Origin of the sequence: Arthrobacter ramosus, from assembly GCF_039535095.1 — a bacterium.
Classification (GTDB): Bacteria; Actinomycetota; Actinomycetes; order Actinomycetales; family Micrococcaceae; genus Arthrobacter; species Arthrobacter ramosus.
This window is the reverse complement of record NZ_BAAAWN010000001.1, coordinates 4,604,083-4,625,987: the sequence shown is the minus strand read 5'-3', so window position 1 is coordinate 4,625,987 and position 21,905 is coordinate 4,604,083. Positions and strand designations below refer to the sequence as shown.

18 protein-coding genes and 1 pseudogene are annotated in these 21,905 nt (G+C 63.1%); 9 read left to right on the top strand and 10 right to left on the bottom strand.

Annotated elements, in window-relative coordinates:
- Nucleotides 1-4 precede the first annotated feature (4 nt).
- Together ABD742_RS21320 and ABD742_RS21315 are read left to right on the top strand one after the other, a co-directional pair.
- Nucleotides 5-1,318 (top strand): acyltransferase family protein, encoded by a 1,314-nt coding sequence (locus ABD742_RS21320; protein ID WP_308193897.1) that lies wholly within the window; start codon nucleotides 5-7, stop codon nucleotides 1,316-1,318.
- Nucleotides 1,319-1,460: 142 nt separating this feature from the next.
- Nucleotides 1,461-2,774, top strand: coding sequence for a hypothetical protein (locus tag ABD742_RS21315; protein ID WP_234754076.1), 1,314 nt, complete (start codon nucleotides 1,461-1,463; stop codon nucleotides 2,772-2,774).
- 21 nt (nucleotides 2,775-2,795) lie between these two features.
- Here the strand turns inward: ABD742_RS21315 and ABD742_RS21310 are convergent, their stop codons facing one another.
- Nucleotides 2,796-4,250, bottom strand: a complete 1,455-nt coding sequence (locus tag ABD742_RS21310) for a DUF2142 domain-containing protein (protein ID WP_344788964.1) — start codon at nucleotides 4,248-4,250, stop codon at nucleotides 2,796-2,798.
- A gap of 246 nt (nucleotides 4,251-4,496) precedes the next feature.
- On the opposite strand from ABD742_RS21310, the gene ABD742_RS21305 reads away from it, so the two are divergent.
- The gene (locus ABD742_RS21305; protein ID WP_234754074.1) at nucleotides 4,497-5,069 is read left to right on the top strand and encodes a GtrA family protein; all 573 of its coding nucleotides are present in this window, start codon (nucleotides 4,497-4,499) and stop codon (nucleotides 5,067-5,069) included.
- Here the strand turns inward: ABD742_RS21305 and ABD742_RS21300 are convergent, their stop codons facing one another.
- On the bottom strand, nucleotides 5,070-5,471 hold the full coding sequence (locus ABD742_RS21300; RefSeq protein ID WP_234754073.1) for a VOC family protein: 402 nt from the start codon (nucleotides 5,469-5,471) through the stop codon (nucleotides 5,070-5,072).
- Nucleotides 5,472-5,958: 487 nt separating this feature from the next.
- On the opposite strand from ABD742_RS21300, the pseudogene ABD742_RS24420 reads away from it, so the two are divergent.
- Nucleotides 5,959-6,447, top strand: a pseudogene (locus tag ABD742_RS24420) (transposase); the annotation flags it as partial.
- A gap of 104 nt (nucleotides 6,448-6,551) precedes the next feature.
- Here the strand turns inward: ABD742_RS24420 and ABD742_RS21290 are convergent.
- The 3 genes from ABD742_RS21290 to ABD742_RS21280 form a co-directional block, all read right to left on the bottom strand.
- Nucleotides 6,552-8,504 (bottom strand): tyrosine-type recombinase/integrase, encoded by a 1,953-nt coding sequence (locus tag ABD742_RS21290; protein ID WP_234754072.1) that lies wholly within the window; start codon nucleotides 8,502-8,504, stop codon nucleotides 6,552-6,554.
- Nucleotides 8,504-9,559 carry a tyrosine-type recombinase/integrase gene (locus ABD742_RS21285; RefSeq protein WP_234754071.1) on the bottom strand — a complete coding sequence of 352 codons (1,056 nt, stop codon included), beginning with the start codon at nucleotides 9,557-9,559 and terminating at the stop codon, nucleotides 8,504-8,506. Before ABD742_RS21285 ends, ABD742_RS21290 begins: the two co-directional genes overlap by 1 nt.
- A 239-nt stretch (nucleotides 9,560-9,798) precedes the next feature.
- Nucleotides 9,799-10,203, bottom strand: a complete 405-nt coding sequence (locus ABD742_RS21280) for a hypothetical protein (protein ID WP_234754070.1) — start codon at nucleotides 10,201-10,203, stop codon at nucleotides 9,799-9,801.
- 580 nt (nucleotides 10,204-10,783) lie between these two features.
- On the opposite strand from ABD742_RS21280, the gene ABD742_RS21275 reads away from it, so the two are divergent.
- Complete coding sequence (locus ABD742_RS21275) at nucleotides 10,784-11,452, top strand: vitamin K epoxide reductase family protein (protein WP_234754069.1); 669 nt, start codon at nucleotides 10,784-10,786, stop codon at nucleotides 11,450-11,452.
- A gap of 268 nt (nucleotides 11,453-11,720) precedes the next feature.
- On the opposite strand, the gene ABD742_RS21270 is transcribed toward ABD742_RS21275, so the two are convergent.
- The gene (locus tag ABD742_RS21270) at nucleotides 11,721-13,088 is read right to left on the bottom strand and encodes a sensor histidine kinase (protein ID WP_234754068.1); all 1,368 of its coding nucleotides are present in this window, start codon (nucleotides 13,086-13,088) and stop codon (nucleotides 11,721-11,723) included.
- On the bottom strand, nucleotides 13,085-13,804 hold the full coding sequence (locus ABD742_RS21265; protein ID WP_234754067.1) for a response regulator transcription factor: 720 nt from the start codon (nucleotides 13,802-13,804) through the stop codon (nucleotides 13,085-13,087). Before ABD742_RS21265 ends, ABD742_RS21270 begins: the two co-directional genes overlap by 4 nt.
- Before the next feature lie 168 nt (nucleotides 13,805-13,972).
- Between ABD742_RS21265 and ABD742_RS21260 the strand changes: the two genes are divergently transcribed.
- Nucleotides 13,973-14,509 (top strand): hypothetical protein, encoded by a 537-nt coding sequence (locus tag ABD742_RS21260; protein ID WP_234754066.1) that lies wholly within the window; start codon nucleotides 13,973-13,975, stop codon nucleotides 14,507-14,509.
- 97 nt (nucleotides 14,510-14,606) lie between these two features.
- On the opposite strand, the gene ABD742_RS21255 is transcribed toward ABD742_RS21260, so the two are convergent.
- A complete protein-coding gene (locus tag ABD742_RS21255; RefSeq protein ID WP_234754065.1) occupies nucleotides 14,607-16,193 on the bottom strand; it encodes an MFS transporter in 1,587 nt (528 codons plus the stop codon).
- 253 nt (nucleotides 16,194-16,446) lie between these two features.
- A complete protein-coding gene (locus tag ABD742_RS21250; protein WP_234754064.1) occupies nucleotides 16,447-17,250 on the bottom strand; it encodes a putative protein N(5)-glutamine methyltransferase in 804 nt (267 codons plus the stop codon).
- A 353-nt stretch (nucleotides 17,251-17,603) separates the two neighbouring features.
- On the opposite strand from ABD742_RS21250, the gene ABD742_RS21245 reads away from it, so the two are divergent.
- Nucleotides 17,604-17,831 carry a hypothetical protein gene (locus ABD742_RS21245; RefSeq protein ID WP_234754063.1) on the top strand — a complete coding sequence of 76 codons (228 nt, stop codon included), beginning with the start codon at nucleotides 17,604-17,606 and terminating at the stop codon, nucleotides 17,829-17,831.
- 72 nt (nucleotides 17,832-17,903) lie between these two features.
- Nucleotides 17,904-18,164 carry a hypothetical protein gene (locus tag ABD742_RS21240; protein WP_234754062.1) on the top strand — a complete coding sequence of 87 codons (261 nt, stop codon included), beginning with the start codon at nucleotides 17,904-17,906 and terminating at the stop codon, nucleotides 18,162-18,164.
- Nucleotides 18,165-18,246: 82 nt separating this feature from the next.
- Here ABD742_RS21240 and ABD742_RS21235 read toward each other — a convergent pair whose 3' ends face one another.
- On the bottom strand, nucleotides 18,247-20,850 hold the full coding sequence (locus tag ABD742_RS21235) for an ATP-dependent DNA ligase (RefSeq protein WP_234754061.1): 2,604 nt from the start codon (nucleotides 20,848-20,850) through the stop codon (nucleotides 18,247-18,249).
- Nucleotides 20,851-20,888: 38 nt separating this feature from the next.
- Between ABD742_RS21235 and ku the strand changes: the two genes are divergently transcribed.
- Nucleotides 20,889-21,779: a non-homologous end joining protein Ku gene (gene ku, locus ABD742_RS21230; protein ID WP_234754060.1), complete on the top strand. Its 891-nt coding sequence runs from the start codon at nucleotides 20,889-20,891 to the stop codon at nucleotides 21,777-21,779.
- Nucleotides 21,780-21,905 lie beyond the last annotated feature (126 nt).

Genomic DNA, 21,905 nt, shown 5'->3' with positions numbered 1-21,905 from the left:
AAGTATCGGGTATGACTCGCCCAATATTCTGTCTACACATTCCGGCAGAAAAGAGGCCTTCCGCCCGGAAACACAACAAATCCGGGCAGAAGGCCTTCGTAACTTCGGCCTAGCCGGAATTGAAGGCCTTCGAGGCGTTGCGGCCCTATCGGTGTTGGTTTACCACCTTGCTTTGACGACATCATTCCAAGTGCAGACCGGGCCCTTGGAAATTCTCTTTTCGCTTTGCAACCAGGGCCTCACCTTGTTCTTCGTTCTCTCCGGCTTTCTCTTGTACAGGCCCTTCGTTTCCGCGATCGTGCAGGGCAGACAGCTACCGTCCTTCCGTCGCTATGCCTACAACAGGCTGCTGAGAATATATCCCGCGTACATCGTGATTTTCGTTGTCACCGGACTCTTCGTCGGTTCCGTTTACCTTCACGGCAGCACGCACGGGTTCGGCCCGGAAAACATCGGCAGGCTCACAGATCCTCTCAAGATCGCAGCCAACGTGCTTCTCGTTCAAATGTTTGTTCCGGAGTACGTCATGAGTGGCCTGCCCGTGTCGTGGTCATTGACTGCTGAGATCACATTTTATTTTGTCCTGCCATTGGTGGCGGTTCTCGCGCTGTGGAGGATTCGAAAAGGATCGAGAAAGACTTCCGCCCTGGTTTGCGCGCCGCTTGCCATGGTCATTGTCGGCCTTGGAATTACGGTTTGGGCCAGTGACGCAGCAAGCCGGATGAGCCCAATCGATGCTGCGAACTTCGGCTTCGGGCAGACTGGCAGTGCGGTCTTCCTTCGGAGCTTCCTGGCCCAAGCGGATCTCTTTGGATACGGAATGCTCGCCGCTGTCGCAGTGGTCATGCTCCACGAACGCGGTGTGGAGCGTGTGCAGACCCGGGTTAAGGCAGCGCTTGTCCTGGCCGCGGCACTGATCGAGATCCTGGCCCTCGAATTTGCCCGACCTGTAATTTCCACGGTCTCAGGGGTGGCTGCGGCGTTGGTATTGGTCGCTGTCGTCTTACCGTCATCCAGGGGAGATGACCTCAATAGAACGGCCCGTGTTCTCGAATGGTTGCCATTCCGCTTCACGGGGGTCATGAGTTACAGCATCTATCTTTGGCATCTGTCCGTAATTTTTTGGCTGATGGCGCATCACTGGACATTCGGTCAAAACACTCTCTCCTTGCCGCTGAACGGGCTCCTTGTCCTGGCGATCACACTGTCCTTGTCCACTTTGACTTACTACTTTGTGGAACGCCCGGCGATGAAGTTGAAGAGGCCGACGATGAAGGCACAACAACCCGTGCCTGAACAAGAACTCAGCGTTAAGTGAACGGGCGCGAACGTCGCCCATGACGCGCTGGCCGGAAGCGAACCGCGTGTCTGCCCACGAGAGGGTGTACTAGCGGGCCCCGGGGTTCGATGACGATGTAGAATCAGCCTTCTGTCTGCAATTTTCTCTTGGGGGTCCCCGCTTGGCTGTCCTGACTGTGCGCCGTCGCGCCTTTTTCGCTCCTACTGTCCACTGGCGGAACCCTGTGGTGTACGCGTCGATCGTCCTGGTCTCGGCCCTGCTCTCGCTCGCGCGGCTCCCGGCCCCGGCTATCGGAACCCTGTGGGCGGAGGATGGCGGGATCTTCATCAACGACGTGCTCAAGGACGCCGGCCTCCGGGGCATCTTCGCCCCGTACCAGGGGTACCTTCACGTGGTGCCTCGCGGCGTCGCGTGGTTGGTCGTGAGGCTGCTCCCTGTGGATGCGTGGGCGATCGCAGTGACCGTGGCGGCGTGCCTGATCGTGGGCGGTGTCGCGGCGCTCGTGTTCCACTGCTCGTCCGTGCTGTCCAGGAATGTCTGGGTCCGGCTCGGATTCGCGGCGGTGCCTGTCCTGGTTGCCGCCAGCCCGGAGGAGGCACTCGGAAACCTCGCGAACCTGCATTGGTACTTCCTGTACCTGGCGCCGTGGCTCCTTATGAAACGGCCCCGGACATGGGCCGAGGGTGCCCTCCTAACAGTTGCGGCGCTGCTCGTCGGCCTGACGGAGATACAGGCCGCGGTTTTCGTCCCCCTGTTTGTATACCGACTGCGGGACGCGCGGCTTTGGGGTCCGCGGCTAGCCCTCCTTGTCGGCGTGGGGGCGCAGGTCTTCACGACGCTGGCGTACCCGCGCGAAAACCCGGCCGCGCCGCCCATGAACTGGCTATCGGTCGTATACGGGTGGTTCGTCGACGGCCCGTCCGCCGTATTGTTCGGAACGGCCGGGCAGATATCCCGCGTGGTAGTCCGTTTCGGTTGGGTGCCGGTTGCGCTGGCGGCGGTCCTCTTCCTCGCGGCGTCCGCTGTCATCCTTGTGCGAGGCCGGATCCGGGAGAGGGTAGCCGCAGGCGCGTTCCTTGGCGGGTCGATCGTGATAGCGTGCGCGGCCGTGGCCCTGAACTTCCGCCCGTTCCTCGACTACGCCGCATTCGACGACGCCGGATGGAACGCCTTGCACCTCGGGCGTTATGCTGTGGCGCCGTCCATGTTCCTGCTCGCACTCTTGCCGCTTCTGGGGGAAGTTCTGGGGCGCTCGGCCCGGCCAGCGTCGCTCGGCATTCTGGCCGTGCTGATGCTCGTCTACTTCTTCCCGGTGGCCGTGGGGCGCGAGTTCGGACCAATCTGGACGGACCACCTTGAGCAGGCCCGCGCGGCATGCCGGACGCCTGGCGCCGAACCGGAGCAGATCGTCCCGATAGCCCCGACGGACTGGTCCATCAAGGGTGTCAAGGTGCCCTGTCGCATCCTCGACTGACCCGTACGAGTGTTCCGTGGGCTAGCTAACGATGAGTTCAGCCTCGGGTCGTTCAACATTCCGGGGAAGACGCCGGGTGCGCGGAAAGAGGATCCTGTGTGCGATGACTGCCCCGACAATAAGTACCAGGAGGTATGCAATTGTCAGCCCCTGCCAGCTGAGGGGCGGCTGCCACAGGGGATCGAACATTTCCGTCCAGTTCGTATGCGTTTGGAGACCTACCGTGTACCGCCGAAGGACAAACACGAAGAGGTAAACGTGTACGCCTACGGCTCCGGCAAATAGCCACGGAGACAAGGAACGCGCCCATGGTCCCCTGGGTGTCGGGCGCATACGCATGGCCACTCCACATGCGAGCAGAAGCAGGACAAACAGGGCCAGCAAGTATCTGCCCTGCCAGATGTATCCAATTTGCTGTATTACTTGGGCCTGAAGGATCGGCGGCAGGATCAGCACCGCGACAAGCAGGATCCACACCGCGGGCCGGGCCCGAAGAGGCCGTGCGGTGAGGCCGCCTATGATGATGGCTGCAAAGGCGAAATGCCAAAAGGCGTAGACGGCGGCGGGCGCGCCGGTGTCGAGCCAACCCATGATTCCGATATAGCCGGACGCATAGTCGAATGAGCGGTCGAGCATCGTGACGAAAGCCTGATCCGGTGTCACATCACTGGGGGTACCCGTCAGGCTGCTAAGGCTATTGGCCGCGACCAGCCAGGCGAGACTGGCAGCGCAACCAAGGCCGATGAGCGCGGTCATTGCCAGGCCCAATCGATTCTTCACGACGGCAACTATCGGCTTTATTCCGAAAATCAAGACGGCTGAAACTACTGCCAATGCCAGCCAGAGCAGCGAAAGTGCGCGGGTATTGGCCAAAACGGCACCGGAAATTCCGACAATAACTATGCTGGTGCGAACGGTTTCGAGGCGTCGGTGATACTGGAGAACAACGCAAAGATTTAGAAATAAAGCAGAAGTTGTAACTATTTCAAGTGCATTGGGATTTATCGAGCCGTTGAGAAAAAGCACCATCGGCGTGATGGAAACCAGGCAGCTTGCCATTGGCCAGAACCGACGGCGCAATGAAGCCGCAGCGCCGATGGTCGCGGCAAGGAACACCGAGCAGATCAGGGCGCTGATCAGGCGCATCAAGTAGATCGCGGGCTCACCCGCCATGAACCGTGAGGGAAGGCCGACCATGGCGTAGTACATCGGATTGTAGTTGCCGGCGCTCGTTTGAGCTTGCACGAGGTCTCGCGCTGTGGCGTCGATTGGAGGGGCGCAGGCAGGCGTCGCGGCAATTTTGAAAGCGAAGCAACCTTGAGCGCTAATCATGGCGATGTATCTCGGAACTATGACAATAGTCTGCTCGCCCTGCTTGCCGGTTGAGCTTCCAGTGAGCTCGCCACGGGCTACTGCGGCGGCTTTGATGGTGTGAGCCGGCTCATCGGGAACTGACATCAGAGGTGAGGCGAACACCCAAATCATGGAAAGTACGGCAATTATGGGTAACGCAATGAGTGTGAACCGCAGTGTCGGAAGCGCCCCCGGCCTGCGCGCTGCGCTAGACAGGGTTGGAGAAATGGTAACCATCGTGCTGATACGTTATCGCACCTGATCGTCAAAAATCGGGCTGTCGGGGAGAGTGCCTGAAGCCGGCCAAAACAGGTCAACGGCATTGTTTGAGGGTTCGATGCGCGGCGTTTCGCTGGAACCGGAGCAGCTATGATTGATCGAGCCCTGCGGTCGCTGAGGCGAGGCTGTCTCCGCCGGAAGCCGCAGTTATATGACATTGACGATTTTGGGGTGCTAACAGTGGCGCTAGACCCGCGTGCTCAAGTGACGCGCTTGGTGGGCTTTGTTCAGCGCAGCCACCTCCTTAAATTCTTGATTGTCGGAGGGCTCTCCTTTGCCATTGATCTTGGTCTGCTAGTTCTGCTGCACGAAGGCCTGGGGGTGGACCTGTGGTTTGCCACGCCAGCAGCTTTCCTCTCGAGTCTCGTCTTTAATTATTTCGTCCAGCGCTCATATACCTTCCAGTCCAATAACCGGGCGCACATTAGCATGTTCCGTTACGGCCTTCTGGTCGTTTTCAACGTTTTTGCGACGGACGTTATTGTCAATTTTTTTGATACCCTCGCGCTCACCTATGCCGGTGGGAAAGTCGTCTCCACGGTTTCGACAATGACGTGGAATTTCTTCCTCTACAAATATTGGATCTTCCGAAGCGATTCCCGCACGTCCGGGAAAGATCAACAGGACGATCCAGAATTCAGTCCCACTACCGCCGACGGCTGATCAGCCGGCCACCAGCTCAACCTCGTAGCCATCGGTATTCACCAGATAGGCGGCGTAGTGGTCGGCCCCGCCGGCGTGCGGATATTTGCTCTCGAACATCTCGTACCAGCCCGAGTCCGCGCCGAGCTCCCGGAGCCGGTCCACGTTCTCCCTGGCGCCAGCATGGAAGGCGAGGTGGTTGAGCCCGGGCTCCGTCCTGCGGTGCGTGCTTCCCGTGAGCGCAGTGGACTGTTCGATCACGATGTACGTGGCTCCGAGTTTCCAACTGCAGCCATCGGGCCACTCCTGGAATTGTTCGTAGCCCAGTTCGGCGAGCAGCCAGCCCCACTCCTCCTGAGCCCGGCTGATGTGGGGTACCCAAATTTCTACGTGGTGCAGCGAACCCACTGGAACATCAGCCATGCGCAGAGTCTACGTTTGCCGGGAGCCCGCGGGAATGCCGGGCAACTCCAGCACGAATGCCGCGCCGCCCTCAGGCCTGATTTGGCTCACTTGCTTAGCTGCGTGACTGAGGTCCTCGCGTTCGGGCAGCGGCGGGTCCGCGTCGAAGCCACCGCCGAGGCCGGCTGCCCGTCCTGTGGAGTCATCAGCACCCGCATGCATTCACGCCGGCCCCGGCGCCTGCGCGACATCCCCGTCGCGGGCCCGGTCGAAGTGGTCTGGGCCAAGCGGAGATTCTTCTGCGATGAGTTTTTGCCCCCGCGGCGGACCTTCGCCGAAGAGACCGGCCAGGTCCCGCGCCGCGCCCGGTCCAACCGCCGGCTCCGCGACGCCCTCGTGGCCGCCGTCATTGGATCCGGACGGGCCGCCGCGGAAGCCGCCTCCTCGTTCGGCGTCTCATGGTGGCTGGTCCAGCGGGCCCTCGATTCCGCGGCGCTGACACTGCCCGATGTCGACGCCCTGGCGCCTGGGCGTGCAGGTCGTCGCGATCGACCCGTCAGCGGCATTCCGCAAGGCCCTGCGAATGTGGCTCCCTCGCACGGCAGTCTCGGTCGACGCGTTCCACCTGGTCAAGCTCGGCAAGGACATGCTCACCGAAGTCCGGCAACGGCTCACCCAGCAGGTCCACGGCCGCCGGGGACGTTCCATCGACCCGGTCTGGGCCAACCGGCGGCTGCTCCTGCGCGGGCGGCGATACACTCTCGGACCGGGCCCGGAACATGCTCAGCACCGTGTTCGCCACCGGGAAGCTACAGGCTCCTGGCAGGTCAAAGAACAGCTCCGGGCACTGCTCGCCACCGGGTCACTCGCCGACGCGGCCGCGGCGAAAGACCGCCTGCAGAATCTGGTCGAACGAGCCTCGCAGCCGGAAACGAACCGTCTCTGGCGCACGATCTGCCGGTGGTGGAAAGAAATCGAAGTCCTCATCGTCACCGGTGCGACAACAGCGAAAGTAGAAGCCAACAACACAGCTATCAAACACATCAAACGAGCGGGCCTTAACCGGCCTTCGCGTCTGGGTCAAGCTTGGGTTTATTGCTGTCAGGCCTTTAGCCGGTCCAGGTGTTTCTGGAGGCTGGTGATGACGCGGGCGTGTCTGGCCACTTCGCTGTCCCAACCGCGCTCGAGCGCGTCTTCTCTGAGTTCGGTTTCATCGTGTATTTGCGCCTCGATCTGGGGAAGGAATTCGGTGCTGGTGGTGTAGTTGTCGCATTGTTCGCAGATGTTGGCGTAGGGGCAGGCTTCGGCAGCGAGGTGGCGCGAGCAGTACCCGTGGGCGACGCGGGTCTTGAGCATTTCGCTGTGGAGCCATTCGATGCGTTCGGGCACGACCGGCCGGTCGCTGACCACCAGGGGAAGTTGCCGGCTTTCGCGGATCCTGGCCATCGCCGAGTCGTATGAGGCCCGGACGGTGGTGTCGGCGAGGTGGGCGTAGCGGGTTGTCATCTCTGGGGTGACGTGGCCCAGCAGCGCCATGAGGGCCTGTAGGGTCATTCCGGCGTTGACTAGTTCGGTGGCATAGGTGTGGCGGAGCTGGTGCGGGGTGACGTGTTCGGGTGTTCCGCCGGGGCGGACGAGTCCGGCAGCCCGCACCGCGTCGTCAAGGCCGCGGCGGATCCGGGTTGCTCCGATTCGGCTGCCGCGCAGGGTGAACAGGAAGTCTGCTGGGCGGCCGGTGCGCGGATGGGGCAGTGCCCGCTGGGAGCCCCGCTCGCCCATCCATTGGTCCAGGGCCGCCAGGGTCGCGTCATCGAGAGGGACCACGCGCTCGGTGTTCAGCTTGCCCAGCGGGACCTTGAGCCAGGTGCCGTGACCGGGCAGGTCCCAGAGACAGTCGAGCTCGAGATCAAGCAGTTCCCCGAGCCGCAGGCCGCCGCCTCGCAGCAGTGTGATCCCGGCCCGGGCGGCGGTGTCGGGGAGCTTCGCGACGGCTTTCATCAGGGCGCTGTCTGTTTGTGGGGCCAGCGCCCTGGGCAACGGCGCTGGCGGCCGCGGGATGTCCGCGCGGTGGACAACGGTCTCGGCTGGCCGGTCGGCCCATCCCCAGGCGGTGAGGTCATCGAAGAAGCTGCGCAGGTTGATCACGGCGTGCATATGGTGGGTGACCGAGATCCGTTCCCCGCGTCCCCGCCGTCCTTGGGAAAGCCGGGTTGCATCCCAGGCCAGGAATTCTTCGAGGTGCGCCCGGGTGAGGCCCGTCAGTTCGCGGCATTCGGGGTGTTTCCCGGAAAGCCAGACTGTCAGCAGGGTCAGGTGTTCGGCCCGGGAGGTAACAGTGGCAGGGCGCAGTGTCGCGGCGATGGTCGTGAGGTAGCGGGCGATGACGGGGCGGATCAGTGGTTGCGGCACCGTCTCAGCCCGTTGCGCCGGCGTCCGTTCCCGGCGGTTGGGGTGAACGGGCGGAATGTCCGTGACTCCTAGCTGATAGCAGAGCTTTCGCAGGCAGCGGTGCTGACCGCCAAGGACTCGCCGCGTGCGCGGCGCCAGCAGCGTCGATGCCGAGATAGCCTGCTCCACTGCATCCAGATCGGCCTCCGTCATGGATTGCAGGTCGACGCCGCGGGTCATGCAAAGCAGCGGAAACGCGTTGCCGATGACGCGTTGTTCCCATTCCGCGCTCCAGTCGAACGTCGTGGCCGCCCGGCTAACCGCGGTGTCGTCGTCTGGATGCAGCCGGGACCAGAGCGAGAAATGAGTGCCCTTGCCTTTGAGTGTGAGCAGTTCCAGATCGGGGACAAGCCGGCCGGTGGCAAAGCACCAGGACAGGAAGGGCCAGGCGTCGAGGCGTTTGATCTGTAGCAGGCGTTCGGCGACGGGACGACGCATCCACTCCATGGGATTCGGGTAATTGTTCAGAAAGGCGGCCGCATGCCGGCGGCGCAGGTATTTTGCCTGCGGACCGCAGGAAAGTTCCGCGACGAACCCGAAGTAGTCCTCGCACAGATCTGTATCACCGGGCGCCGGCCGGAGGAGGGGTTTCGTGACAGTAGACATCATGACTCCAATCGTGATCTGGCAGCCGCGTACTCCTCGGCCAGCGTTGTTGCCGACAGATGGACATAGCCGGCGGTCGTCTCCGGGCTGGCGTGGCCCATGAGGTCGCGCAGCACCAGCAGGTCGATTCCGGCAGCGGCGAGTTCCGTTCCATAGGTATGGCGCAGCCGATGCGGACGCACCAGCGGGGTGCCTGGCCGCAGCCGGTGGGTGCGGAAGATCCGCCGTAGACCGGCTTCAGTCAGGGCACGGCCGGTGGTCGGTCCGCGCAACACCACGAAGCATTCCCGGGCAGTGCAGCCGGCCGGGCGCTCGGTGCGCAGGTAGGAGGCCAGTTCGGTGAAGAATGACGGGTCGACCGGCACGACACGTTCCTTTCCTCCCTTGCCCTTAACCCTGACCCTGCGCAGACCAAAATCAACGTTGGCCAGCGGCAGCAGTCGTACCTCTGACGCGCGCAGTCCGCCCAGCAGCATCAACAGTGCCATCGAACGATCGCGGGCGGTCAGCAGATCGGCGATGAAAACGGCGACCTGCGCAGGATCCAGGGCAAAGGGAAGCCTCTTCGCTTCACGCACCAGCTGGCCCCCGCCCCGCTCACGGCCCTTGCCTAGATGCCCGAGTAGCCCGCGCCGCATGGCCCGGAAACCGGAAGAACGCCGCGCCGCGGGGACCGGGTTCTCGTTCACGGCACCGGCTATCACGGCGTAGTCGTACAGGCTCCGAACTGCGGCAATCCGCCGGTTCATCGTCGCCGGTGCCGCGCCCGTGCGTGAAGTGAGCCGGACAACCGTGCCGCCGGAATTCTTCTGCGGCTGCTGCTGCCAATCGAGGTAATCGAACAGATCAGTCGGGGCGACATCTGCCAGTCCGAGCCGTCGCTCCATGAGAAAACGCAGGAAGTTCAACAGGTCGAACGCATACGCCCGGCGCGTTGCGGGCGAGAAATTCCTTGTCGTCAGATGGGCCAGGAATCCGTTGACCAATTCCCCGGTGGCGTCAGCGGCGCCTGTGAGAATGTGCCCGTCCTCTGACGTGGCAACCTGTAGTCCCATTCGTCCTCCTCCGGGCAGGACTGTTTCCAGTCTCCTACCCGCACGACGGCATCCGAGGCTTCTGGAAATTCGTGGCGTGTCCGGTCATCGAAGGCCGGTTAACTGATTGGGGATTCACCAACGCACGCAACTACAAAACGCGTATCCTGTTGCGCAATGCCGCCAGAACAGCGGCATGAACATCCATCACGGCAGAACAATCACCACGAACCGTGAAGAGCCGCGAACTTGGCGCGACCTCAGTCGGAGTATTGACGAAGTCTGTCCTTAAAATCATTCAACTCTTGAGCATTTTCGGTTATGTATCTATTGTCATAGGCCGACTGAACGGCTGCACCCAACCAAACGAGGTTGGTTTCTACTTTGCACCGCACATCCGCGGTTGCCACAGCGACTTCTAATGCGGTCGCTTCTTCTGTCCCGCGCCACTTTACGTCATCAATTGCAGCGATTGGGTCTCTGTACTCAAATCCTTCAGCCTTCATGCAAGCAGACCACTGATTTGAAACACGAACATATCGAGTATCGGCAAGGGCGGTCACAGGCCCCCCTCGGATCAATGCCTTATCTTCCGCGAAGGTGAACGCCACCGTCCCCAAGTGGCTCTTTACTGCCTCGTCCAAACAGCGGTCTGCAAGATCCATGGGTGCACCTTCCGCGGATGACTCAATCGCACCTGAGCCATCGCCACGCTTGTAACCATGTATGGGGGCATTTGCGACGTCAAAGTACCCCCATAGGTCTGACCTAATAGTGCGGTCTCTGACCAGGCCGTCAATAAAGTGAGTCAACTCCGCGTCCGAAGATGACCATTGGAAGTGCCCTTTCGACCCATGCGCCTGGAGGCATTCGTTTACGTCGCGTTGCTGTGCTTTCGCCAAAGCAAGAATCTGCATACTAGACGGAAGGAAATGGTCGATCGGTCTGGAGACGGCGTCCCCGCTTGCTGGATTGGGGACGACAGCGATGGCAGGCTCCTGCTGTGTGGGGATCTTGTCCCCCGGCGCGTCACCACACGAGGTAACGAATTGTCCCAAAAGCAGGGCCGAAATAGTCAGTGCCGCGCGGCTGCTCCGACGGCGGATTTTCGACAATTCGCTTCTTAGTAGATGGAGATTTGCGAGACGGTGGTGTTTGCAAATCGCAACCAGGCGTTCTTCCCAAAGTACTTCGCTCCGGCCATTACACTGGCAGGAAGTACCAGGTGAAAAGGACACCCCAGGAATGCCCACTATGTCATCAGCCACCGGCATTCGTACCGATGGACAGACGTTATCTTCGGACAAGCGAACCGCAACTAGCCCTCCTATGACGAGCAATCGGCACCTTGGTTGGCTCATGGTGGTAGCCGGCGTTGTCGGATGGTTCGCCTCCGGCATCCTTGTCCTAGAAAAGCTCGAGGTGCTCAAGGACCCCAACCACATCACCGTCTGCGACGTAAACCCTTGGATTTCATGCGGCCAAGTGATGCAACGATGGCAAAGCTCCGTTTTCGGCTTCCCCAACATGTTCATCGGAATCGTGGCTTTCGCCATCATCATTACCGTAGGAATGGCGCTTCTGTCCGGGGCCAAGTTTGCACGGTGGTACTGGCTAGGACTGCAAACAGGAGTCACTCTCGGCTTCATCTTCGCAGTATGGCTATGGTCCCAGGCCCTCTACGACATCCACATACTCTGTCCATTCTGCATGATCGTCTGGGCCGCGATGATTCCACTCTTCGTATGGTTGACCATCCGGAACATCACCGCCGGGATAATACCGGTACCGGACAAGGCCGCGCAGATCCTGGGCGACTATGGATGGATCATCACTGCGCTGCTGTACGTGACCGTAATCGCGACAATCTTCTTCGCGTTCATCCAAGTTTTCGTGGGAACCTCGGGGTTCTGAGCCCTTGGTTCTGTTGCAAAAGCATAAGGGAAACGTCCCCGCTGGTGCTCGGACGCCGTTCGAACCCGCCTGATAAACAGCACTTCGGCGACATTAGGTCACGCCGTTAGTGCGTGATAAGGCACCGGCTGGAACTCATCACCGCTGGTCAACCCCTGGCTTTCCACGAACTGAAGACGCGTGCGCCAAGTCACGCACTGCTGATGTGGGGTACCCAAATTTCTACGTGGTGCAGCGAACCCACTGGAACATCAGCCATGCGCAGAGTCTACGTTTGCCGGGAGCCCGCGGGAATGCCGGGCAACTCCACCACGAATGCCGCGCCGCCCTCAGGCGCAGAGCGCACACTGATGCGGCCGCCCATGCGCTGCACGATCCTTGCGGCGATGGACAAACCCAGTCCGCTTCCAACAGGCCGTTCTCCGCTGTATCTGGCAAAGAGCGCACCGCGTTCAAACGCGACGGCGGCATCCGCCTCCGTGAGGCCCGGCCCGCCGTCGCGCACTTCCACGGTGAGCCCGCTGCCGGTGAGATACGCCGCGAGCACAACGGGAGAGCCTTCAGGCGTCACGCGCAGGGCGTTCTCCAGCAAGCCGTCCACCACTTGCCGCAGCCGCTGGCCATCGCCGCGGACCGGCAATGGCCCAAGAGGCAGTTCGAGCCGCCCCGCGATCCCGTTCTGGACGCAGATCGCTTGCCAGGCCTGCCAGCTCTCGCGCAGGATCAAGGATGCGTCCACGGGCTGCAGTTCCAAGCGGAATTCGTCGGACTCGAGCCGTGCCAATTCCAGGAGATCGCGGACAAACCGGTCCAGGCGGTTGGTTTCGGCCACGAGGGTCCGGCCGACCCCGCTCACGTCGTCTCCGCTGACCACGCCATCGGCAAGCGCCTCGGCGTAGCCCCGCAGCGCGGTCAGGGGTGTCCGGATTTCATGTGAAATGGAGAGGAGGAACTCGCGTTGGCGCCCCTCGCTGGTCCGGAGTGCGGCGTCGAGGGCCGCCAGCGCCTGCGAAACCTCCACCACTTCGGCCGGCCCGCCTGGCGCCACAGCCACGGATCGTTCTCCGGCTGCGAGACGATGGGCCGAATGGGCCGTGCGCACCAAGGGCCGGCTCAACCACTGCGCCAACAGGCCGCCGGCCACGATGGCGAACGCGAGGCAAACTGCGAGGGCAATCAGCATGCGGCTCAGCAGTGGAGCGGCGGCCGCGCGGATTTCGGACACGGGCTGCGCCAGTACCACGCCGCCGCCGGCCGCCAAGGGCCGCGCCTCAAGGACCACGGTGTTCTGTGGACCGTTCACCGACGTCGAGACCGACTTTCCGGCCAATACATCCGCCACGGTCTTCGCATCCACCAGCCTGGCGCCGCCGCCTGTCACGCGGCCGTCGGTGCTGATTTGCGCTAGCCTCGCCCCGTGCGTGAGCAGATCTGCGCGAAGGTCCTGCAGGCCGCCAATGCTCGTTTGTTTGCTGAGGGAATCAGCCTCAACCGCGAGATACTTCTTGGCTTCGTCCACCGCCGTGGCGTTGACCAGCTGCGCCGCCAGAAGGCCGGCAAGCACGACGGCGACAGTCGCGACGGCGGCGATCACCGCCGTCGTGCGCCCGGCCAGTGTGCCGAACCAGCGCCTCACGTGGCTCCCCCGGCGGCGGGGCGGGGTCCGGACGTTTGGGGAGCTGCGGCCGAATAGCCGACGCCGCGGCTCGTCGCGATGGGGGAGTGCCTTCCGAGCTTGGCGCGGAGTTGCGCTACGTGCACATCAACTGTCCGCCCGGCGGCGTAACTGGCCTGCCCCCACACGGCGGACAGGAGCTGCTCACGGGAAAAGACACGGCCAGGCTGGGCCATGAGGTACGCGAGGAGGTCGAATTCGGTGGCGGTTAGAGTGAGTTCCTCGGTGCCGGCGCGTGCGGTCCTGTTCAGCGGATCCAGTTCGACGCTGCCCAGCACGAGTGGTTTGGACCGCGGGGTTCCTTCGGTCCGGCGCAGCACTGCCTTGACCCGGGCGACCAGTTCGGAGGGCGAAAACGGCTTGGTGAGATAGTCGTCGGCGCCCAATTCCAGGCCAAGGACACGGTCCACCTCCTCATCGCGGGCCGTGACGAACAGTACCGGCGTCCAGTCCTCTGCTTGCCGCAGTTGCCTGCAGAGCTCGATTCCGTCCATGCCGGGCAGCCCGACGTCGAGAATCACCGCGACCGGTCTGAGCCGCTTGATCTGTGCCAGTGCGGAAATCCCGTCCCGCTCAACGTGTACGCCGAAACCCGCGCGGCCCAGATAGAGGCGCTGGATATCGGCAATTGCCTGTTCATCCTCGGCAATCAGCACCAATCCGCGGCTGTCTTCCATGCGTCCATTCAACAGCAAGGACGGAGCCCTTGGAGCGTCGTCGCGAGCCAGCGGGGACGGTTTTACATTCCTCGAACATTGGCCGAACAGTCAGTTCATGCGGCCGGACCAGAGTGTCGTGAAGAGCGCCGGCGGAGCGACCACCGGCCGGAACAAAGGACACGGACCATGAACAACAGCACCCCGACCTCCAGTACCTCGAACTCCAGTACCCCAGCCCAGGGCCGCAAGCGCACCAAGGCCCGCACCGCCGTCGTCGGCGTCCTCGCAGCGGGCCTCCTGCTGGGCGGTGGCGTGATCGCCGCCAACGCGGCTACTTCAAGCAGTCCAAGCACGACGGCGGCAGCCAGCTCCCAGCCCACCGCGACGGCCGCGACGGCTACCGCCGCGGCCAAGAAGGCACTGGCGCGGCACCCGCTGGCGGCCGGCCTGCGTTTCTTCGTGAACGGTGACAGTACCAAGCCGAACTACGGCCAGCGCGCCGCGAAGATCGCCACCTTCATCCTGGACAAGCGTCCGAAACTCGCCGCAAAGCTTCCAGCCGCCCTGCAGGCGGACCTGAAAGCGCTGAAGGATGCGGCGGACGGTGACCGGGTCGCGAAAGCCACCCACATCAGGGACACCGCACTGAACGGCGGCTACGGCCCGAAGATCCAGGCACAGGCAAAGCGGATGCAAGAGCAGAAAGCCAACCGTAAGGCCTGAACGACAAGCAAGGCTGGTTATTTGCAGCGATCCCGCTACAAATAACCAGCCTTGTTCTGCCGATACGGGCCGCCCGCAGCCCGCGCCCGCACTGTGCCTAGGCCGGGACGTGCTCCCGGTCCGGCTCCGTAGCTACCAGGGTGCCGTCGTCGAACGGCATTTCGTCCAAGTCGATCAACGGGTTGGTGTCCTGAGTGGCCACCAGCTCGCGGGCCTCGGCCTGGGTGTCCACGCTGGGCATGGAGCCCGGGAGCGGGCGTTGCGCGGATTCACGCAGGAAGTAGATGGCGATTGCGCCAACCACGGACGTGCCCATGAGGTAATACGCAGGCATCATGTCGTTGCCGGTGCCCTGGATCAAGGCAGCGACAATGAACGGCGTGGTGCCGCCGAAGATCGCTACGGAGAAGTTGTAGGCGATGCCCATTCCCCCATAGCGGCTCGAGGTCGGGAACAGTGCCGGCAGCGCGGAGGCGAGGTTTGCCACGTAGAACGTGACCGGGAAGGCGATCAGGGCCAGACCGGCAAGCGTAGACCAAATATCGCCGATTCCAATCAGCAGGAAGGCCGGAACGGCGAACACGACGGTGCTGATGGCGCCGATCCACAGCACGGGCCGGCGGCCGATCCGGTCGGAGAGCTTGCCCGTCAGCGGGATGCAGACTGCCATGATGACCAGCACGGGGATGGTCAGCAGGGTGCCGTGAACGGGGTCGTAGCCCTTGGACTCGGTCAGGTACGTGGGCATGTAGGAAGTCAACATATAGCCCACGGTGTTGGCGGCTGCGGCAAGGATCATGGCGAGGATGATCTGGCGCCAGTAAGCCTTGACGATGCCGATGGGGCCCTTGGCTACCGCGGCATCGCCCGCTGCGGCGTCCGCGGCGAGGGCTTCCTGGGCATCCAAAGTGGCTTGGAACTGAGGGGATTCCTCGATCTTGCTACGGAAGTACACGGCGATGATGCCGAGGGGACCCGCGAGGAGGAACGGCAGGCGCCAGCCCCAGTCCTCCATGGCCGATTGGCCGATGGTGAGCTGCAGGATGGACACGAGGGCCGCGCCTAGGGCGAAGCCGATGTAGGAGCCCATATCCAGGAAGCTCGCGAAGAAGCCGCGGCGCTTGTCCGGAGCGTATTCGCTCACGAACGTGGTGGCCCCGGCGTATTCGCCGCCGGTCGAGAAACCCTGGACGAGTTTCAGGACGACGAGCAGCACGGCTGCCCAGATGCCGATTTGTGCGTATCCAGGCAGGAGTCCGACGGCGAAGGTGCTTGCCGCCATCAGCAAGAGTGTTGTGGCGAGCACCTTCTGGCGGCCCACCTTGTCACCGAGCCAGCCGAAGACGACGCCGCCGAGCGGCCGTGCCACGAAGGTTGCGGCGAAGGTTCCCAGGAGGAACAGGGTCTGCACGGACTTATCGGCCTCGGGCAGGAAGACTGGACCCATGGTGGTGATGAGGTAGCCGAACACGCCGACGTCGTACCATTCCATGGTGTTGCCGACGATCGTGCCGCCGAGTGCTTTTTTCAGCATTGGCTGGTCAACGACGTTGACGTCGGATACCTTGAGTCGACGGCGTGTTGGAAGTTTCAATTTTGAGGCACCGCGTGGTGCGGTCTTGCTCGTTGCAGCAGCGTTCCTAGCGCCTGCTGAAGAGTCGGTAATGCTTCGGTCTGTGGGCATTTGGGTTTCTCCTAGGGAGATCATTTGCTTGCGACATACAGCTGCTCCGCTCTGGGCAGGGTTTCAATTTTACGGGGTTTGGGCTCAAACTAAGAGTCGAGCACTGATTTTTGGGCGCTCGAAGGGGCCTTTGGTGCCCGCATGTCTGATATTTTTCCGGTCCTATAGCCCCGGAATCACGCGGATTTTGGTGTGCTCCGGGGTGGGTTAGCAAATTGTTTGGTTCAGGGCCTCGAAACGCACAGTTTGCTGATCATTTCCGGTGGATTTCCTGCCGTTTTCCCAGCACCACCGTGGCTTCGAATTCCTCAGAATGGACCACCCGCGTCGACAGCCCGGCGTGCCCGAACAGGGCCGCCGTCGTCGGGGCCTGCCGGACGCTCGTTTCGATCAGCAGCCGGCCCCCGGGAGCCAGCCACAACGGAGCCTCCTCCGCGATGCTGCGCTGTACGTCCAAACCATCCGCGCCGCCGTCGAGCGCTACCCGCGGTTCATGCAGCCGGGCCTCGGGCGGCATCAGCCCGATCGAGTCCGTAGGGACGTATGGGGCGTTGGCCACGAGAACGTCTATCCGGCCGCGAAGAGTGTCAGGCAGGGCCGAAAAGAGATCGCCTTCATGCACCTGTCCGCCCGCCGGCCCGATGTTGCGGCGGGAGCAGCGGACCGCAGCGGGGTCGACGTCGGCCGCGTGAAGCTCGATCCCGCCCACCGCGGCGGCCAAGGCGGCACCCACGGCACCCGAACCGCAGCAAAGATCGACGACGACGGCGCCCGGCCGGGCGAGGCGGGCCGCCTGCTGAACGAGGTACTCCGTGCGGCGGCGGGGGACGAACACGCCCGGGTCCACTGCTATGTGCTGGCCGCAGAAGTCAGCCCAGCCCAGGAGGTATTCAAGGGGCAATCCCGAGGCGCGTTGTCCGACCAAGCGGTCGAGGTCCTCGGGGGCGTGCGCCGCGGCGATGAGGAGCCAGGCCTCGTCTTCGGCGAAGACGCAACCGGCCGAGCGGAGCCGTGCTGTGACGGCGGAATGGGAAGGCTGGAACGTGGGTGCTGACATGGGAGAGCCTTTCGGGGTACCGAGGGGTGCTCTCCGGGCCATGCTAGCCGAGAGCGGACGCGGAGGCCACGCGCGAAAAGGCTCCGACAAAAGCCGGGGTTCACAAACACGGCCGGGAGTGTCTAGGGTGGGTGCATGGGAACACTGATTTTTGAATAGACCAGCGGGTCCTGGTTCGTCGCAGATGCCGATCTGCAGGCTTTACCGATGCCGCTGAGTTTGATCCGACAAAAATCCACGCCTGTTGAGGCTTCGCCTCCGCGCCGTTCCTGCTATGAGGCCCAGGGTCTCGCAGCGGACGTCGCGTCCCGATACCTCCTCCGGCAAATCAAGAGCTTTAAGGAGTCCACTGCATGACACCGAACACACCCGAAACCGACGCCGGGCAGGAACCAGTAGCGCAGGAAACCGAAGCCCCGGCTGCCGGTGTCAGATCGAAACTGACTGACGCGCAGAAGGAGATGCTGGCCAGCAAGTCCCGCGGCGGGGCAGCGAACAGCTGGCAGAGCACCGGAAAAGGACACAAGCCCACTCAAGCGAGTGGCAAGCTGGCCAAGTCCGAGAAGAAGGTCCGCTGGTAGATCCTGCAGACAAGCGGACCGCTCCCACCTAGTATGGAAAATCCCTTCGTTTCAATGCAGAAAGGAAGAACAATGGCTGCGAAGCACGTTGAGCAACAAATCAACTCCGAGGTGGCCAGCCACTTGGTCGAGTCCATGGATAAGGCGCCCATGCCGGCCCCGGCAACGGTGGCGATGGCAGTGGGCTCGACCCAAGGACCGGCATGGCCAGATGTTAGCGGCAAGACCGGGCACCCCAAGGATCGCGGCGCCAGCCACGGCCGCGTAGGCCAGCAGGCGGCGGTCACCGCGGTCCACCGCACCGGCCGTCCCCAGATGCCGCACTCCTCTTAATAATATTTCGACACGGAAAATGCCTTGCGACACCGGAATTCTGGTGGCGTAGGGCATTTTCCGTGTCGCTGGACCGTTCGGGTTAGGCGCGCTCGACGTCGGCCGGGGACTTGTCGGGGCGCCAGCCACGCCAGACGGGATGCCGCATCCTTTCGGTGCCGGTCCAGTCGCCGAACGTCACCTCTCCCACGAGCTCCGGGGAAACCCAGTGCGCGGTGGCGGCGTCCTCGGCGGGGATGTCGTGGAAGGGGGAGTCCGGGCGATCGAGCCCCTCCATGCGCTTCAGGATGTCGCGCAGCTGCCAGTCCTTGAACCCGGTGCCCACCCGGCCCGCGTAGCGCAGCTTGTCGCCGTCGGGAATCCCCACCAGCAACGCTCCAATGGTCCCGAGCCTCGCCCCGGCGCCGGGCCGCCAGCCACCCACCACCACTTCCTGCGTGCGTTCAAACTTGAGCTTGATCCAGGACCTGCTGCGCCGCCCAGGCTGGTAGCGGCTATCCGCACGCTTGGCCATCACGCCCTCCAAGCCAAGCTCGCCGGCGCTGGCAAGGATGTCGTCGAGGTCATGTTCCAGGATCTCGGATACATGAACAGGGGAGCCCTGGACCGGCAGCTTGGCATGGAACGCCGCCAGCCTGTTCCGGCGCTCGCTGAGTGGCAGGGAGGTGAGGTCGGGGCTGGCGCCTTCTTCGGCGCTGGCGCGGGATCCGGCGTCGTACAGGAGATCGAAAACCATGAGCTGAACGGGGACCGCGGCCCGGGCGCGTTCGACGTCGCCGGGTTTGAAGAGGTTCATCCGCTTCTGGAGCAACTCGAAGCTGGGCCGGCCGTTCTTGCTGAGTGCGACGATTTCGCCATCTGCCACGAAGTCGTGATCAGGCCAGTAGCGCGCATCCGCCAGTTCGGGATACGTGGGAGTCATGTCGATCCCGGAGCGGCTGGTCAACTTGATCTTGCCGCCCGAACCCGAAACGATGGCCCGGAATCCGTCCCACTTGAGCTCAAACAGCCAGTCGCCGGAGGCGACATCGGCCGTGGTTCCGGATGTTGCGAGCATGGGCGCGTAGCTGGGGGCCCCGTTCGGCTGCGGCTGGGCGTCAGGCAACAGCACCGCCCGATGGCCCGGTTTGTCCTTCATCAGGTGGATCAGCCACTGCGACGGCGACTCCCCGGTGTGGATGAGCGCGAAACGGCGGGTGCCGTGCAATCCGCCGCCGGGCTTGCCGGTGAGAGTGGCGATGACTTCCTTGCCGTCGCGCCATTTTTCGCACTCGAACTCGCCGCTGTCCCAAATGCTGACCGTCCCGGCACCGTATTCGCCCTTCGGAATGATGCCCGCGAATTGCGCATACTCCATCGGATGGTCCTCCGTGCGCACCGCGAGATGGTTCTTGGCCGGAGTGTCCGGCACGCCCCGCGGCAAGGCCCAGGACGCCAGGACGCCGTTGTGTTCCAGCCGGAAATCGAGGTGGAAACTTCGGGCATGGTGTTCCTGGATGACGAAGATTCCGCCGGGCGGATTGGGTTCCGCGTCGGCCTGGAGTGGGCGTCCCGGTTGGTGTTCGACGGCGGGAAACGGTTCGGGCGTCCGCTGCGGGTCGCGCTTGTCCACGTAGCTGGCCAGCCGCGGGTTCACGGTGGTGCCGGCGACGGCGGCGGTGGGCGCGACGGCGGTGCTGACGCCCCCAGTGCTGACGCCGTGCGCGCCGGGCAGGCCGCCGTCGTGGTTCTTGCTTTCCGGGCCGCCGGAGCTCTTGGTGCGGCTGCCCGCGTGCACGGGCGTATGCCCGGACCGCCCGGCAGTCACCGCGGCGAAGGGGTCCTTTCCCTCTTTGACACGTTTCATGACGACCGTGAAGTCCAGATGCTCGAGCGCGGGGGAGGCGAGTTCACGCCACGTCCTGGGTGCGGCCACCATGGGGTGGGCCCGTCCGCGGAGGGAGTACGGGACGATGGTGGTCTTGTTCCCGCTGTTCTGGCTCCAGTCCACCAGCACCTTGCCGTTGCGCAGGGTCTTCTTCATGTCGCTGACCACGAGGTCCGGGTGGTCGGCCTCGAGCGAGCGCGCCAATTCGTGCGCGAACGCAGAGACCTGCTCCCATTTGCGGGTGCCATCCAGCCCGGCGTAGAGATGGATCCCCTTGCTGCCGCTCGTCACAGGAACGGGATCCAGCCCGACGTCCCGCAGGATGCTGCGCGCCAGCTTGGCGACCTCGACGCATTCGGGAAGGCCCGTGCCGGGACCCGGATCGAGGTCCAGGACAAGGCGGTCCGGCGGCAACATGGTTCCGTCGGCGTCCACTTGCCATTGCGGCACGTGGATTTCCAAGGCCGCAATCTGGGCCAGCCAGGTGAGCGTAGCGAGGTTGTTGACCAGCGGGTAGACGTTGCTGTGCTCCCTGTGCTGGATGGTGACCCTGGGAACCCACGCCGGCGTCGAGTCGTCCAGGTTCTTCTGGAAGAACATCTGCCCGGGATCCTCGGTGGTCCCTACTCCATGCACCCAACGCTTCCGGGTGGCGGGCCGGTTGGCGGCAGCCGGGATCAGGAACGGGGCCACGGCGGCGTAGTATTCGAGCACTTCGGCCTTGGTGGTGCCAGTTTCCGGGTAGATGATTTTGCCCAGGTTGGTGAGCGTCAGTTCATGGCCTTCAACGTTGACGCGTTCCTTCTGGCTGGTTGCCACCTCTTCACCTCCGCCGGGTTGTGATGTTCACTTAGTGCATGAGGGCCATATGGAAGGGTTCTATCGCGTTCGGGCTGGTCAACGTACCCGTCAAGCTCTACAGCGCCACCGAGGACCACGACGTCAGTCTCCACCAGGTCCACAACAAGGACGGAGGCCGCATCCGTTACCAGCGGAAGTGCGAAATCTGCGCCTCTGTTGTGGATTACGAGGATATCGACAAGGCCTACGAAGAGGAAGGCCGTACCGTGGTGCTGTCCGCGGCCGATTTGAAGTCGCTGCCCGCGGAGAACAGCCGCGAAATTGAAGTGGTGGAGTTCGTTCCGGCTGAGCAGTTGGATCCCATCATGTACGAGCGGCCCTACTACCTTGAGCCGGATTCCAAGTCGCCCAAGGCCTACATGCTGCTTCTGCGCACCTTGCAGGACACCGAGCGCGTGGCCATTGTGCAGTACGCCCTCCGGCAGAAGACCAGGCTGGGCGCGCTCCGGGTACGTGGTGACGCGCTGATGCTGCAATCCCTGCTCTGGGACGACGAGGTCCGCGAGGCCAACTTCCCCTCGCTGGAAACCGACGTCAAGATCTCGGACAAGGAGCTCGAGATGTCCTCGGCCCTGGTGGACTCCATGGCGCGCGACTTCGAGCCCGAGCAATACACCGACAACTACCAAGTTCAATTGCGCCAACTCATTGCCGCCAAATTCGAAAAGGGCGACTCCATCGACACCGAGGAGACTTTCGGTCTCGCAGCCAGCGAAGGGGAAGGCGGCGAGGTCATCGACCTCATGGAAGCCCTCAAACGAAGTCTCGACAAGAAGCGTGGCAAGGCGTCCGCCGAGTCGTCCGCTGCGTCGTCCACCGAAGAGTCCGACGACGGCGCCACGGCCAAAGCGGCCAGCAAGCCCAGGGCGAGGGTCAAGAAAGCCTGACGCGCCGCCGTCGTGCGCTCCGCGAAAACTGGACATGTCCCTCCGGGCGCGGACAGGAACAAGGCACATGTCCCTCGTGTGAGGCGAGGGATGGACATAGTGCGAATATGTCCATTCCTGGGTCCG